Source organism: Chryseobacterium sp. OSA05B (genome assembly GCF_019970065.1).
GTDB lineage: Bacteria > Bacteroidota > Bacteroidia > Flavobacteriales > Weeksellaceae > Chryseobacterium.
The window spans coordinates 728,455-743,036 of record NZ_JAHXYH010000002.1 but is presented as its reverse complement, the minus strand read 5'-3'; the positions used below and the strand labels follow the sequence as shown (position 1 = coordinate 743,036).

At 38.8% G+C, this 14,582-nt stretch carries 13 protein-coding genes; 8 read left to right on the top strand and 5 right to left on the bottom strand.

What is annotated here, in order from left to right; translation table 11 throughout:
- Positions 1–177 precede the first annotated feature (177 nt).
- Both LC419_RS10825 and LC419_RS10820 read left to right on the top strand, forming a co-directional pair.
- A complete protein-coding gene (locus LC419_RS10825; RefSeq protein WP_223607348.1) occupies positions 178–2,250 on the top strand; it encodes a thiamine pyrophosphate-dependent enzyme in 2,073 nt (690 codons plus the stop codon).
- A gap of 129 nt (positions 2,251–2,379) precedes the next feature.
- Positions 2,380–3,405, top strand: a complete 1,026-nt coding sequence (locus LC419_RS10820; RefSeq protein ID WP_223607347.1) for a bestrophin family protein — start codon at positions 2,380–2,382, stop codon at positions 3,403–3,405.
- 108 nt (positions 3,406–3,513) lie between these two features.
- On the opposite strand, the gene LC419_RS10815 is transcribed toward LC419_RS10820, so the two are convergent.
- Positions 3,514–3,972, bottom strand: coding sequence for an Lrp/AsnC family transcriptional regulator (locus tag LC419_RS10815; RefSeq protein ID WP_223607346.1), 459 nt, complete (start codon positions 3,970–3,972; stop codon positions 3,514–3,516).
- Positions 3,973–4,130: 158 nt separating this feature from the next.
- On the opposite strand from LC419_RS10815, the gene LC419_RS10810 reads away from it, so the two are divergent.
- Entirely contained in the window at positions 4,131–5,357 is a 1,227-nt protein-coding gene (locus tag LC419_RS10810; RefSeq protein ID WP_223607345.1) for an aminotransferase class I/II-fold pyridoxal phosphate-dependent enzyme, read from the top strand.
- 50 nt (positions 5,358–5,407) lie between these two features.
- On the opposite strand, the gene LC419_RS10805 is transcribed toward LC419_RS10810, so the two are convergent.
- Positions 5,408–6,412: a glycosyltransferase family 2 protein gene (locus tag LC419_RS10805; protein WP_223607344.1), complete on the bottom strand. Its 1,005-nt coding sequence runs from the start codon at positions 6,410–6,412 to the stop codon at positions 5,408–5,410.
- A gap of 189 nt (positions 6,413–6,601) precedes the next feature.
- Here LC419_RS10805 and LC419_RS10800 point away from each other — a divergent pair, with 189 nt between their 5' ends.
- From LC419_RS10800 to LC419_RS10790, 3 genes are all read left to right on the top strand, one after another.
- Entirely contained in the window at positions 6,602–7,615 is a 1,014-nt protein-coding gene (locus LC419_RS10800) for an SDR family NAD(P)-dependent oxidoreductase (RefSeq protein WP_223607343.1), read from the top strand.
- Positions 7,616–7,654: 39 nt separating this feature from the next.
- Entirely contained in the window at positions 7,655–8,470 is an 816-nt protein-coding gene (locus LC419_RS10795; protein WP_223607342.1) for an AraC family transcriptional regulator, read from the top strand.
- Positions 8,471–8,627: 157 nt separating this feature from the next.
- Entirely contained in the window at positions 8,628–9,551 is a 924-nt protein-coding gene (locus LC419_RS10790; protein ID WP_223607341.1) for a hypothetical protein, read from the top strand.
- A 209-nt stretch (positions 9,552–9,760) separates the two neighbouring features.
- Here the strand turns inward: LC419_RS10790 and LC419_RS10785 are convergent, their stop codons facing one another.
- Positions 9,761–10,159: a branched-chain amino acid ABC transporter substrate-binding protein gene (locus LC419_RS10785; protein ID WP_223607340.1), complete on the bottom strand. Its 399-nt coding sequence runs from the start codon at positions 10,157–10,159 to the stop codon at positions 9,761–9,763.
- Between the two features lie 187 nt (positions 10,160–10,346).
- Positions 10,347–11,510: a class I SAM-dependent RNA methyltransferase gene (locus LC419_RS10780; protein WP_223607339.1), complete on the bottom strand. Its 1,164-nt coding sequence runs from the start codon at positions 11,508–11,510 to the stop codon at positions 10,347–10,349.
- 135 nt (positions 11,511–11,645) lie between these two features.
- On the opposite strand from LC419_RS10780, the gene LC419_RS10775 reads away from it, so the two are divergent.
- A complete protein-coding gene (locus LC419_RS10775; protein WP_223607338.1) occupies positions 11,646–12,374 on the top strand; it encodes a bifunctional 2-polyprenyl-6-hydroxyphenol methylase/3-demethylubiquinol 3-O-methyltransferase UbiG in 729 nt (242 codons plus the stop codon).
- Positions 12,371–13,093 carry a ZIP family metal transporter gene (locus LC419_RS10770; protein WP_223607337.1) on the top strand — a complete coding sequence of 241 codons (723 nt, stop codon included), beginning with the start codon at positions 12,371–12,373 and terminating at the stop codon, positions 13,091–13,093. The genes LC419_RS10775 and LC419_RS10770 overlap by 4 nt, the downstream gene beginning before the upstream one ends.
- An 85-nt stretch (positions 13,094–13,178) precedes the next feature.
- On the opposite strand, the gene LC419_RS10765 is transcribed toward LC419_RS10770, so the two are convergent.
- Complete coding sequence (locus tag LC419_RS10765) at positions 13,179–14,582, bottom strand: OmpP1/FadL family transporter (RefSeq protein WP_223607336.1); 1,404 nt, start codon at positions 14,580–14,582, stop codon at positions 13,179–13,181.

Here is a 14,582-nt window from a genome sequence, read left to right as displayed (position 1 = left end):
CCGGCCGCTTCCATATTTTTTGGAAGCGGTTTTTTAGGGCTTAAATCATTAAAAACAACACCGTTTTGAAGGTCTCTGTTCAAAAAACTAATTAGATGACAAGCCCTTACTTACGGCAATCTCAAGAAAATACTAACACTTGTTCGTATTTTGTTTTTTTGTGTATATTTGCTTCCTATGGAAAATACACTTCACGAAAAAGTTTCTCAGGATATTTTGCTAAAAGCGTACAATCACATGATGCTGGCTAAAGCAATGGCAGATATCTATGAAGAAAACAGAAATATCTGTAAATATGTTCATAGTACATCAAGAGGTCATGAAGCCATTCAGCTGGCAACCGCTTATCAGCTGAAAAAAGAAGACTGGATTTCTCCTTACTACAGAGACGAAAGTATTCTTTTGGGCATCGGTTTTGAGCCTTATGAACTGATGCTTCAATTACTCGCAAAAGCTGAAGATCCTTTTTCAGGAGGAAGATCGTATTATTCTCACCCTTCAAGCAGGGATGAAAACAAACCGAAAATCATTCATCAGAGTTCAGCTACAGGGATGCAGACCATTCCTACTACGGGTGTAGCACAAGGGATAAAGTATATTCAGGACTTCAATTTGCAGACCTTTGAGAATAATCCTGTTGTGGTTTGTAGCCTTGGTGACAATTCCGTAACGGAAGGTGAAGTAAGTGAAGCTTTACAATTTGCCGCTCTTCACCAGCTTCCTATTATATTCCTTGTACAGGACAATGAATGGGGAATTTCAGTAACCAAAGAGGAAGCCAGAACATGTGACGCTTATGATTTCGTGGCAGGATTTACAGGTCTTAGCAGAATGCGTGTAGACGGAACAGATTTCGTAGAAAGTTTCGAAGCCATGAAAAAGGCTGTAGATTTTGTAAGAAACGAAAGAAAGCCTTTGGTGGTTTGTGCTAAAACAGTACTTATCGGTCACCATACTTCAGGAGTACGAAGAGAATTCTATAGAGACGAGGAAGATTTAACAAAACATAGAGCTAAAGATCCAGGCGAGATCCTTAGAAAACAACTTCTGGAATCGGGAGCTGACGAAGATCTTTTAAAACAGATCACTAAAAAAGCCCGTCTGGAAGCTGAAGAAGCTTTTGAAAGAGCTAAAAATGCAGAAGATCCTAAGCCGGAAACCGTGATGCAGCACGTTTTCGCTCCTACTCCAATTACGGAGGAGACAGGAACACGTGAACCTGCTGGCGGTGAAAAAATCGTAATGGTAGATGCTGCCATTCATGCGGTTCAGGAACTGATGTGGAAGCATCCTGAAGCTCTTCTTTACGGACAGGATGTAGGAGAAAGAATCGGAGGTGTTTTCAGAGAAACAGTGACATTAGGGAAGAAATTCGGAAGTAAAAGAGTTTTCAATACGGCTATTCAGGAGGCTTATATCATCGGATCAACTGCGGGAATGAGTGCTGTAGGACTAAAACCTATCGTGGAAGTTCAGTTTGCAGATTATATCTATCCGGGAATCAACCAGCTGATCACTGAAATTTCAAAATCAAGTTATTTAAGTCAGGGGAAATTCCCTGTAAGCAATATTATCCGTGTTCCAATTGGTGCATACGGAGGCGGTGGACCTTACCACAGCGGAAGTGTTGAAAGCATTTTAGCCAACATCAAGGGAATCAAGATCGCTTATCCAAGCAACGCAGCCGATTTCAAAGGTTTATTAAAAGCAGCGTATTACGATCCGAATCCAGTGATTATGCTAGAGCACAAAGGTTTATACTGGAGTAAAGTTCCGGGCACTGAAGATGCTAAAACTATTGAACCGGCAGAAGATTACATCCTTCCTTTTGGAAAAGGTAAAGTGATTATTGAAGCTGACCAGAATGAAACTGAAAAAGGCAGAACTTTATTGGTTGTCACTTACGGAATGGGCGTTTACTGGGCGAAGGAAGCTGTGAAAAATTTCAGCGGAAGAGTTGAAGTAATCGATCTGAGAACCATCATTCCCCTGGATGAAGAACTTGTTTTCGAAAGAGTGAAAGCCCACGGAAAATGTATTGTTCTTACGGAAGAGCAGCTGAATAATTCATTTGCTGAAGCATTCGCACACCGTATCTCTAAAAACTGTTTCAAATATCTGGATGCCCCTGTAGAAACCATGGGATCTCTGGATGTTCCGGCCGTTCCTATCAATTTGATCCTTGAAAAAGAGATGCTTCCGAATGCTGAAAAACTCAGCCAAAAGATTGAAGAAATGCTGAAATATTAATCAACCCATATTAATTATACGAAACCTCTAATTTTTTTAGAGGTTTTTTTTATTACATTTATTAAAGCAAAAGACCACCCTGTTTTTGGTATTTCTTTTGCTTATGCACACCAAAATTGATGAAACAATATGATCACCACCAAATATTTTAATTACAAACAGGTTCTCAATCTCGCAGGCGGACATATAATCTGGCTTACGGCCTGGTGTACTTTAGTGGCAGCCCTCTTTTATTTTTTTAAATGGAAATGGATGATCATTCCCTGGGTTCCTGTAGCCTTGATTGGTACTGCAGAAGCCTTTTATGTAGGTTTTAAAAACAATCAGGCCTACGACAGATTGTGGGAAGCCCGGAAAATATGGGGTGGAATCGTGAATTCCAGCCGTTCTTTCGTTTCAATGCTGTATGCCTTTAATACAACAACAGAAAGTAACAGTGAAACTGAAACTATAAAAAAGAAAATTGCCTACCGCCATATTGCATGGCTGTATACTTTCCGTGAACAATTACTAGTGCCTACGGAATGGGAGCATATGTCTCAGAAAAGACATTTCGGGGATATTAACATCAGAAGACACCGACTGATCAAGGCCGGATTTCCTGACTATGGAAGAACGCCTATTTTCCTCCATAAATACCTTTCGGAAAAGGAACTGGATCTCCAGCCGGAATATAAAAATTTCGCTACTTATCTGATTTCAAAACAGGCCAAGGATGTGAATGATCTGAAAAACTTCGGTGATATCTCAGATTTCAACCAGATGCAGCTTCAGGAGGCACTTAATCTGTTTTATGACTATCAGGGACAGGCAGAAAGAATAAAAAAATTCCCTTCACCCAGACAGTTTGCCAGTACAGCCTTTATTTTTAATGTGATCTTCATTATGCTTCTTCCTTTGGGATTGGTGAATGAATTCGCCAAATTAGGAAACTGGGGAATATTGATCAGCGTTCCTTTCTGCGTCATTATCGGATGGATCTACATTGTGATGGAACTCGTTGGGGACTATTCGGAAAACCCGTTTGAAGGGATGATGTTTGACATTCCAATGCTATCCATATGCCGGACCATAGAGATTGATGTTCTTCAAATAATCGGAGAGCATGACGATCTTCCTGAACCAATCGCTTCAAAGAACGGAGTCCTCGTATAAATTGACATGAGTTCGGTATAAGACATTTGTTTTAGATTGCAGACATCAGATTTCAGACGATCATTTAATCGTTTAATTACGACCAACCATCAACCAAACCCAGTTAAATTACAGAACAATAGCCGTTGTATTTTTCACCTCAGAGATCATAAAAGAGCTGTGGGTACTGGCTATATGCTGAAGCGCCGTTAATTTACTGAGCATAAAATTACGGTAATCCTCCATATCTTTCACGCCTATTTTAAGGATGTAGTCGTAATCGCCACTTACATGGAAACATTCTGTAACTTCCTGCAGATTCATCACTTCTCTTTCAAACTGCAGTACAAATTCTTTTTTGTGCTGGGTAAGTTTTATATGGCATAAAACAATAAAATCCCGTTCAATTTTATGCCTGTCCAGTAATGCAACATATTTGGAAATTACTCTCAGGTTTTCAAGCTTTTTTATTCGCTCATAAACAGCCGTTACAGACAAACCAAGCTTGTAAGACAGTTCTTTGGTGGTCTGTTTGCAGTCTTCCTGAAGAAACAGGAGCAGTTTTTTATCGGTTTCATCAAAATTCATAGATAATTTTTTGGATAAAGTTTAACAAAATCAAATATAACAAACATATTTTCTAATAAAAGCAAAAATATCAGATTTATATTCTACATATTTAAATATCTCTTGTAATAATTCTGAAAACGGAGCATATTTAAACCGAAAAATAAAATCTAAAGCTTATGGAAAATTTTAATGCAGCCAATGAGATCCAGGATCTGCAATATTTTGGCGAATTCGGAGGCGTAAATCCATCGATTTCTGACAGCTCTACTTATACCTTCCTTTCTGCAAAAACTATGTTTGATACATTTGAAGGAAACGCTGAAGGATGTTATTTATATTCCAGACATTCATCCCCGATGAATCTGTACCTTGCTCAGGCATTGGCTAAAATGGAAAACACAGAAGCTGCCAACGTTACAGCCTCCGGAATGGGAGCAATTACCTCTGTTTTAATGCAGGTATGTAAAAGCGGAGACCATATTATTTCGAGCAGAACCATTTACGGTGGAACATATGCTTTCCTTAAAAATTTCCTGCCTCCATTTCATATTGATACTACTTTTGTAGACATCAGCAATTTTGAGTCTATAGAAAATGCAATAACCCCCAATACAAAAGTGATTTACTGCGAAAGTGTAAGCAACCCGCTTCTTGAGGTGGCAGACCTTAGAAAACTTTCAGAGATCTGTAAAAAACACAATCTGAAACTGATTGTTGACAATACCTTCTCCCCTCTTTCCGTTTCGCCTAAATTGTTAGGTGCAGACATCGTTATTCACAGTTTAACCAAGTTCATCAACGGAAGCAGTGATACGGTAGGCGGTGTATATTGTGGAACTCAGGAATTCATTAATGATACCAAAAACGTTAATAACGGAGCCTGTATGTTGCTGGGACCTACTATGGACAGCTTCAGATCTGCAAGCATCCTGAAAAATCTGAGAACCCTTCACATCAGAATGAAGCAGCACAGCCATAATGCGATGTATCTTGCGGAAAGATTCGAAAAAGACGGATTGAAAATATCTTATCCGGGACTGAAATCCCATAAAGATCATGAGCTGATGAAATCTATGATGTACGAGGAATACGGATTCGGAGGACTTCTTACCTTAGATGCCGGAACTACTGACAAAGCCAATGAGTTGATGGAAATGATGCAGCAGGAAAACCTGGGCTACCTGGCCGTAAGCTTAGGATTCTACAAAACTTTATTTTCATGCTCGGGAAGTTCAACATCATCGGAAATTCCTGAGGAAGAACGTGAAGCAATGGGTATATCGGACGGACTGATCAGATTCTCCATCGGACTGGATCATGATATCGCAAGAACTTATGAAAAAATGCGGGAATGCATGCTGAAAACAGGCGTTCTCAACCATGAAACTATATTTACATCCTAATTTATTGTTAGAAAAGCTGTCGGAATCTCTGGCAGCTTTTATTTTTTTATCTATTGTTTGTGGAAATGTTTCGGGAAAGCGTCTTCAGGCTTCATTCTGAGGATATTCAGGAGTACCCATGATTTCAGGAAACCGTATCCATAGGAAAACATCTGAATGTAGGTAGAAATCACTGCCATTCCGGCAATGCTTATATTTTTCGTCACAATCATCGCGTGGAATAAAACAAGGAAAGTATACAGTCCGTAAAACGCGAGGATAATTCCTCTGCCTAAAATAAAGTATTCTATAAAGCCCAAAATGTATCCTAACATAAACAAGGTAGGAAATGCAAAAGAGATTTTTACATAATTGGGATGTCTCTGATTAAGAATCGGTCTGGCACATCCAAACTGATACACCTGCTTGGAAAATTTACCCAGATCTACCCTTCTCTTGTGAAACACGGCGATATCGTCAAAAAATGCAGTCGTAAAACCTTTTTCCCATAGGGTCATGGACAGATCCGGATCTTCGCCAATTCTCATCTCGGAAAAACCGCCCACTTTTTCAAAAACCTCCTTATTGACACCCATATTAAAACTTCGCGGCTGAAATCTGGAGACTGCTTTTTTACTCCCTCTGATTCCTCCTGTTGTAAAAACTGAGGTCATGGAATAGGAAATAGCTTTCTGCATCAGATTAAAACCTTTATGAGCTTTATCGGCTCCTCCGAAAGCATCACATGCAATGGTTTCAATATCTTTTTTAATATTTTCTATATAGTCTTTTTCTACAATCACATCGCTGTCTACAAAAAGCAGCCAGTCATTCTGAGCTCTCTTCGCGCCATAGTTCCTGCTGAGCCCTGGACCGGAATTATCTTTTCGGAAGTATTTGATATCCAGTATTTCTTCAAAATTCTGAATGGTCGGTTTAAGGTCAATAAGAGAACCGTCGTCTACAATAATAACTTCAAACTCTTTATCCGTCTGAAAAGTCAAAGAATTCAGCAGTTCAAAAAGCTCATCTTTTCGGTTGAAAATAGCAACGACAATAGAAATAGTAGGTCTCAAATTGAAAATTTTTCAAAATTACTTATTCGCTGAGGAATCTACAAACAGTTTAACAGCTTATTCAAAGAAATTAACTTTTAAAGCAGGAAAAAAGTTTTGGAATTCTCAACACACTAATTTGACATTTTAAACAAAATCATCATCCTGAATACCCCATACCTTTGTTGAAGAACTTTAAAAAATAGAAAAATGACACAGAACATCAATCCATTACAACAGCCTGTTCATTCAGGGTTTAATGCAGCATCAACGGCACAGGAAATCATCAAAGGAATTGATCTTACCGGAAAAACAGTAATTATCACAGGAGGTTACGCAGGAATTGGCCTTGAAACCACAAAAGTATTGTTATCCGCAGGAGCAACAGTGATTATTCCGGCAAGAGATATTGAAAAAGCGGGTAAAAACCTTACCGGCATTAATAATATAGAACTGGAAAAAATGGATCTGATGGATACCGATTCTATCGATGCATTCAGTGAAAGATTTCTGGCTTCCGGGAGAAAGCTTGATCTTCTGATCAATAATGCAGGCATCATGTGGGTTCCGCTTCGAAGAGATGAAAGAGGTATTGAATCTCAGCTGGCAACGAATTATCTTGGACAATTCCATTTGACCGCAAAACTTTGGCCGGCATTAAAGAAAGCCGGAAACACCCGGGTCCTCAGTGTTTCTTCTTACGGACATCAGATGGCTCCTTTTGATTTTGAAGATCCGAATTTTATCAACAGAGAATACCAGACTCTTGCCGGTTATGGGCAGTCGAAGACCGCATGTAATTTGTTTTCCGTCGCATTGGACGAAAGGGGAAAGAAATTTAATATCAGGGCGTATTCATTACATCCGGGTTCTGTGTACGGAACCGATCTGGGGAGAGAAGAACCGATTAACCTTTACATCCAGATGGGAACGCATGACAAGGATGGAAAAATAAAGCCTGAAGTGGAAGCCAAATTAAAAACAATTCCGCAAGGGGCAGCCACAACGGTTTGGTGTGCCACAAGTCCTGCTCTTCAAAATATCGGTGGAGTGTATTGTGAAAACTGTGATATTGCTGAAATTGATCTCGGACAGATAGAACACCGCTATGATGAACCGGCAACGATTCGCGGTGTGCAGCCGTATTCCATTGACCGGGAAAACGCGGAAAGATTATGGATACTGAGTGAAGAAATGCTTGGTTTTACTTTCGATGGAGAATAATCACATTTTAAATACATTTGTACTTATAAATTAAAAACGATGGATTTCCAGATACAGTACATCACCCCGGACATCAAGCTTTCAACCTATGATGATAAGCTCTTCAAAACGGAAACGGTTTTTGAATACCACATGCTGGTCTGGTTTATTTCCGGCGAAACCAAAATTATCCAGGCCGATAAAACCTATCTGTTTAAAGCTGGGGATATTTTTCTGATTCCCAGAAATCATCTCGCGACCATCATCAACTATCCTAAGGACGGACTTCCTCATAAAGCTGTCGTGATGCATCTTACCACAGAGAAACTGAAAGATTTTTATGCTTCTGTCGAACTGAAACATAAAACGGTGGGCCATGATTCTAAGATTTATAGTTTTCAAAGTCATCCTTTATTAAAAAGTTGTCTTGCCTCTTTGATTCCTTATTTCGAAGTGGAAGGACCTTTTCCTGAAAATATTGCTTCGCTGAAAATCACTGAAGCCATTAGCATTCTCAGAGAAATTGATCAGGATGTAGACCGTATTCTGGCTGATTTTGAGGAACCGGGAAAAGCAGATCTTATCAGTTTTATGGAAAAGAATTATATGTTCAATATGTCTCTCGAAAGGTTTGGCTACCTTACAGGGAGAAGTCTTTCAACTTTTAACCGGGATTTCAGAAAGGTTTTTCAAACTACGCCTCAGCGGTGGCTTACTCAAAAACGGCTTGAACTGGCTTATTATCATTTGAAGGAAAAACAGAAAAGACCGTCGGATGTGTTCATGGAAGTTGGTTTTGAAGATTTCTCCCACTTCTCTTATGCTTTCAAAAAACAGTACGGACTTGTTCCGTCTGCCCTGAACTTATTGAATTAAAAAAATCTAAATCTGTGATCACATCACCATAAAAATTTAATTATAAAGAAAATCAACAAGTAAAGACTTATCATTGAATAGATTTCAGTATTTTTGATTAAGATCCAATCAATAAATTTTCAGTGTAAGGATTATTTTCAACTAAAAATCACAATCTATGAAAGCAAATCTAACCGCTATTTCATTAGCGCTGAGCATCTTCTCATCTGCACAAGTAGGAGTAGGAACAAATAATCCAAGCGGAGCCTTCCACGTGGATGGAAATAAAGATAATGCGGCCTCTCCTACTGCTGCCCAGACCGACAACGATTTTATTATTACTTCAGCAGGGTCAGCAGCTTTGGGCACCACAACGGTGGATGCATCGGCCAAATTTCAAATCAATGCTACCAATAAAGGAATGCTTATTCCACGTGTTACTTTAACGGCTCCTAATGACGGTACAACCATTTCATCTCCAGCGAAAGGACTTATCGTTTACAACACGAACGTCACCACCAATATGGAAGAAGGCTTTTATACCAATTACGGAACTCCTGCCCTTCCACAATGGATTACTTATCAACAGCGTGACAAAACAGCATGGAAACTTGATAACGTTTTTGACGTGACAGCCACAGCACCTATAGATCAGGTGGTAACGGCCACTACTGCAGTGAATAATGTTAATTTGGGTCTGAGTGTGACGATTACCATTCCGGCATTTACGCAGGCGAAACTGGTGACCACTTACAGCGTTCCCATCGGAACAACAGCCATAGCGCCAAGTTTCGGGGGCTATTTCGGAATCCGTTTTTTAAAGAACGGGTCTGAACTTCCGGCTGGTTCCAGAAAATATACGGTTCCAGCGGTTTCTTCCAGCGCCAGTTCAAGAATGGCCTCTGTCAATGCTACCGTGGGAGATACAGTTGTAAACAATACCGCAACACCGGTGAACGTTACTTATGCTCTGAACGGTTATGTGGAGCCTACTGCAGATACAGCAACCATAAGATTCAATATGTGGTCTACCGTAGATCCCAACTTCAACTGGGGAAGAGGGTATATGTCTATTCAGATGTTTACGAAAACTACACTATAATTAAACAGAATAAAAAGTACATATTAAAATTAAGCTCCTTCGAAGGGGCTTTTTTATTGAATACAAATGCGAACCTTAGAGATTTGCTTAATGTGCGGCAAGCGATATCTGTGAGAGCAAATCATATAAATCTTTACATAAAAATCTGTGCAATCCGTGGAATCTGCGGGAAAACATTTCACGCAAAACGATCATTATTAATCCAATATTTAAACAAACACCCCTGATTTGAAATAAACACAAAGCACGAGGGAAATAAAGAACAGGATTACCGAACCACTGAAAAGCAATAATTTAAAAAAGCTTTTAAAATAATAAAATTCCATTAAATACAAAAGAAAAAACAGAATACCCGAAATGGCAATTCCTATAAGTGAAGCCACTATTAAAGTCTGAGTGTAATTTTCTGCCGGTAACGGATCCTTAAACACGAAAAAAAGTAAAACACCAGCCACGGCAATGAAACCTGCACTTGCTTTTTCGGTGAAATACTTTGATTTTTTCTTTTTTGTACTTTTATCCTTGTAATTCAGTCTCACGGAAGATGAAGAACTACTGGAAACTACATCCAGTACATTTCCTAAAGTTTCAAGAAGATCCCACGCCATATTTAAAATTTGATTTTGGGCAAAAATAAAGAATCTTTTGAAAAAATAGCAAAATATCTCAAGAAAGGAAGCTTGAAGAGGAGGGATGGAAGTTAATACTCAGCTTCTCTTTTCCTTTTATCTATTTAATCACGTTCAAATACAAAAAAAACCTTCCGGTGAAGGAAGGTTTCTATCTAGAACTTGATTATTCTTTTTCCAGTTTATGAAGTTTTTTCGTTCCTTCATACATTTCATACTGCAGAAATCTGGTTTCCAGTTTTCCATTGAAAAGTTTGATTTTTCTTGAAGGACGCAGACCGATTTTCTTCACAGCCTCCAGATCAGAGGAGATCAGCCAGGCCAGTGTATTCGGGTAACTTGTCTTGAATGTATCTCCGATTTTTTTGTAGAAATCATCATCATTAATAGAGATTCTCTCGTCATAAGGCGGATTAAAGACCATCAATAACGGGAAAAGCTCTTTTTTGGATTCGAAGAAATCCTGTGTTCTCACCTCGATTACATCTTCCATTTCAGCTGCTTCGATATTGGTTCTGGCTGCATTCAGCATCCTTCTGTCAATATCATATCCAACAATCTTTCCGGTAAATTCTCTTACTCTGTTTACTCTTACTTCTTTAATTTTTGCAAAAAGATCAGCATCATAGTTAGCCCAGTTCTGGAAAGCAAATCTTCTTCTGAAGATCTGTGCAGGAAGATCCATAGCAATCATTGCGGCTTCCACAAGGAGTGTTCCTGAACCACACATTGGATCCAGAAAGTTTCCTTTTCCGTCCCAACCTGCCAGCTGAAGCATTCCGCTTGCCAAAACTTCATTAATAGGGGCTTCACCCTGCTCTTTTCTATACCCTCTTTTAAACAGAGGATCTCCTGAAGAATCTAAAGAAATAGTGACCAGTTCTCTGTCAATATGCAGGTGGAATTTGATGTCAGGGCCTCTTGTTTCAACATCAGGACGTCTATTGAATTTTTCTTGAAAATAATCCACGATAGCATCTTTCATTTTCAACGTCACAAACTGTGAATGCTTGAATGTTTCAGAATTGACGGTAGAGTCAATCGCGAAAGACTGGTCTACACGCATATAGTCTTCCCATGCAATAGCAGAAAGCTTATTGTAAAACTGATGTTGATTAAATGCTTTAAATTCAAAAACAGGAATTAATATTTTTAATGCTGTTCTTGCAGAGTAGTTAATTTTATAAAGAAAACCGAGGTCGCCTTCACAATTGACCGCACGGTTTTTAATTTCAACGTTTTTCCCGCCTAATTTTTTGATCTCTTCAGCAAGGACCTGCTCCAGTCCGAAGAATGTCTTTATCTGAATCTTTAGATTTTCTGTGTCCATAAATTATAATTAAAAGATTTAATGATTTAATACTTAAAAGATTAGAGGTTCAATTTTGCTCGTAATTGAATCTTTCGATCTCTCAATATGTAAATACTTTGCTTTTAACCGCACAAATTTAGTTATTTTTGCATTATGGAATGGTTTGAATCTTGGTTTGATACACCTTATTATCATCTTCTTTATAGTAACAGAGACTATACGGAAGCCGAAAATTTCATTACAAAACTCACTGAAGACCTTCAGTTACCGCCTTCATCCAAGATTATTGATCTGGCTTGCGGCAAAGGCAGACACTCTGTTTTTTTGAATAAATTGGGATATGACGTGTTGGGGCTGGACCTTTCAAGACAGAGCATCGAATTCGACAAACAGTTTGAAACCCAGACTCTTTTATTCAATGTTCATGATATGCGAAACCCTATTGATGCTGATCCGATGGATGCCGTATTCAATTTATTTACAAGTTTCGGATATTTTGATCATGAAAGTGATGACAAAAAAGTCTTCCAGTCGGTTTATCATGTTTTAAAACCGGGAGGATATTTTGTTCTGGATTATCTGAATGAAGAGTACGTAAGAAAAAAAATAGTCCCTGAAACGACAATAACCCGCGGTGATATTGATTTTAAGATTCTGAAAAAGATCGAAGGAAGACATATTATCAAGGACATCCGTTTTGAAGCGGACGGAAAATCTTTTCATTTCTTTGAAAAAGTAAAACTTCATACTTTGGAAGCCATCAATTCATATGCAGCAGACTGCGGTTTTGAAAGAGTAAAAATCTGGGGCGATTATCAGCTGAATGCATTTGACCGTGAAGTTTCTACACGCTGTATCAATTTATTTAAGAAAAAGGCATGATCACCGTTGTTTTACTGATATTAAGTGTTATTACGGGAGTTTTTCTCGGCAAGCATTTCGGAAAAAAAGAAAAGCTGGCTAAAAATCTGCTGGTCCTGAGTGCCGGATTTCTGATCACCATCTGTCTGAACGAAGTTTTTCCACAGGTCTACACGTCCCGAGTGGGGAGCAGTCTGGGAATTTTCGTGATTGCGGGAGTTTTGCTTCAGATGATCCTTGAGGCTTTAACGAAAGGTTTCGAGCACGGGCATTTTCACCATCACAGTGAAAATAATATCCTTCCGATGGCCCTGATGGTTGGCTTATTTATTCATGCTTTTATTGAGGGAATTCCATTGGCTAATGAGCAGCAACAGCTGTCGCCTTATCTTCTGGGAATTGTATTTCACAATCTTCCTATTTCATTTATTCTTGGAGCATTTTTGTTTAACCGAAAAAATGAGTCCAAAAGTTCACCATATCCTTCTATTCTGATTGTTGCCCTGTTTGCATTGGCCTCTCCGATGGGAATGCTGCTTGGAAATTATTTCAATCCTGATCTTCAGCCCTATTTTCTGGCTATCGTAGGTGGGATTTTCCTTCATATCTCATCAGTGATTATCTTTGAGAGCAATAAGAATCATAATATCGACTGGATCAAGATCGGGCTTGTGATCCTTGGGGTTTCTTTAGCTCTGATCATGCATCTTTTCCATTCTCATCCTGCTGTAGGACATTAATCTTCCTCTAATTTAAACGACATAAAAAAGCTCCGGATCTTACGATCCGGAGCCTCAATTTAATCACTCATTACACAATCTGGAATTAGAACTTCCAGCCTAATGTAATAAAGAAGTTATTTCTGTTATTTTTCACTTCTGAAACTGCAAAGTAGTCGGAAGACATAATTCTGTTAGCAGAATAATAAGCAGTATCAGTGTTTGGATTTCCTGTTTCAATACCTCTAAGATAAGGATTGCTGTATGTAGAAGTTATATACTGATAAGAAGCATCTATATAAAATGATTTGAAATCATATCCTAAACCGAAAGAAGCAAGATTTCTGTTATTAAGCATCATATCGTTATATGATCTGTCAGAAGTAGAGGCATCCGGATTCACCTGACTTACCGTCAAAGCATCAAAAGGATTGGATGCGTAAGAGTACCCTCCTCTTAATCTGAACTGTTTCAATCTGTACTCGGCTCCGATTCTTACTTCTGATACGTTCTTATAATTATCTTTAAAGAAGCTGTTCAGTTCGGTTTCAGCGCCTGTTACCACTTTATATTTAGGTCTTGTTAGGCCCAATGAGTAATCCACATTCAATGAGAAGTTTTTACTGGCAACAAATGCTGCACTCACTGTTGCTTTAAGTGGTGTGGTAAGATCTCTGGATTCAGTTCCTGTACCATCTCCATAGTTGGGATCGTTATAGAAACTGTAATCTCTGTCTATACGCCAGAAAGTAGGTGTTTCTATAGCACCTCCAATTCTGAAATTAGGACTCAGCTTTCCAATCACCCCTACAGAGGCAGAAAAACCTGAAGATCTTTCAAACATAGGAGTATTCTGTCTGTCGAAATATTCAATAGAACCGTCAGCCAGCGATTTGAAAGCTGCCGTATCATACTGATCGATCGATGCATTGAAAAAGTTCAATGCAGCCCCTACATATACATTGTGATTATAGTTAGCACCTACCCCAAAACTGGTTTTGGAAAGATTTCCGTATCTGTTATAGGCATGACCTGCCAAAGAAGCACTTTTATCTGTAAAATCCTTGATCACATCATTGCTTCCCGGAGATTCTATATAATTATCCAATGATTGATTGGAATAATTGATCCCGATATTGATGAACTTCCATCCTGTTTCACTCATCAAAGGAAAAGTAACCACAGCGCCTACATTTCCAAGATCTGTATTGGTCTTGCTATAATCAATAGTAGATCCCGCCCACGTACTTTTATTTTTATTTCCCGCGATGGCCAATGTTCCGGAAACTTCTCCGGAAATGGCAACTCCCAAACCTGCAGGGTTCGTAAGCATGGAATTAGCATCACCTCCTAATGCTCCGTTTGCTCCAGCCATTGCATTAAATTTTGACGAACCCACCATCGGAGTACTGGAATAAACATCTACAGTATTTCTCAATATAGAAACATCCTGAGCCTGCGCATAAAATGCTGCAGCAACACTCATTAATACTAAAGATTTTTTTAACAT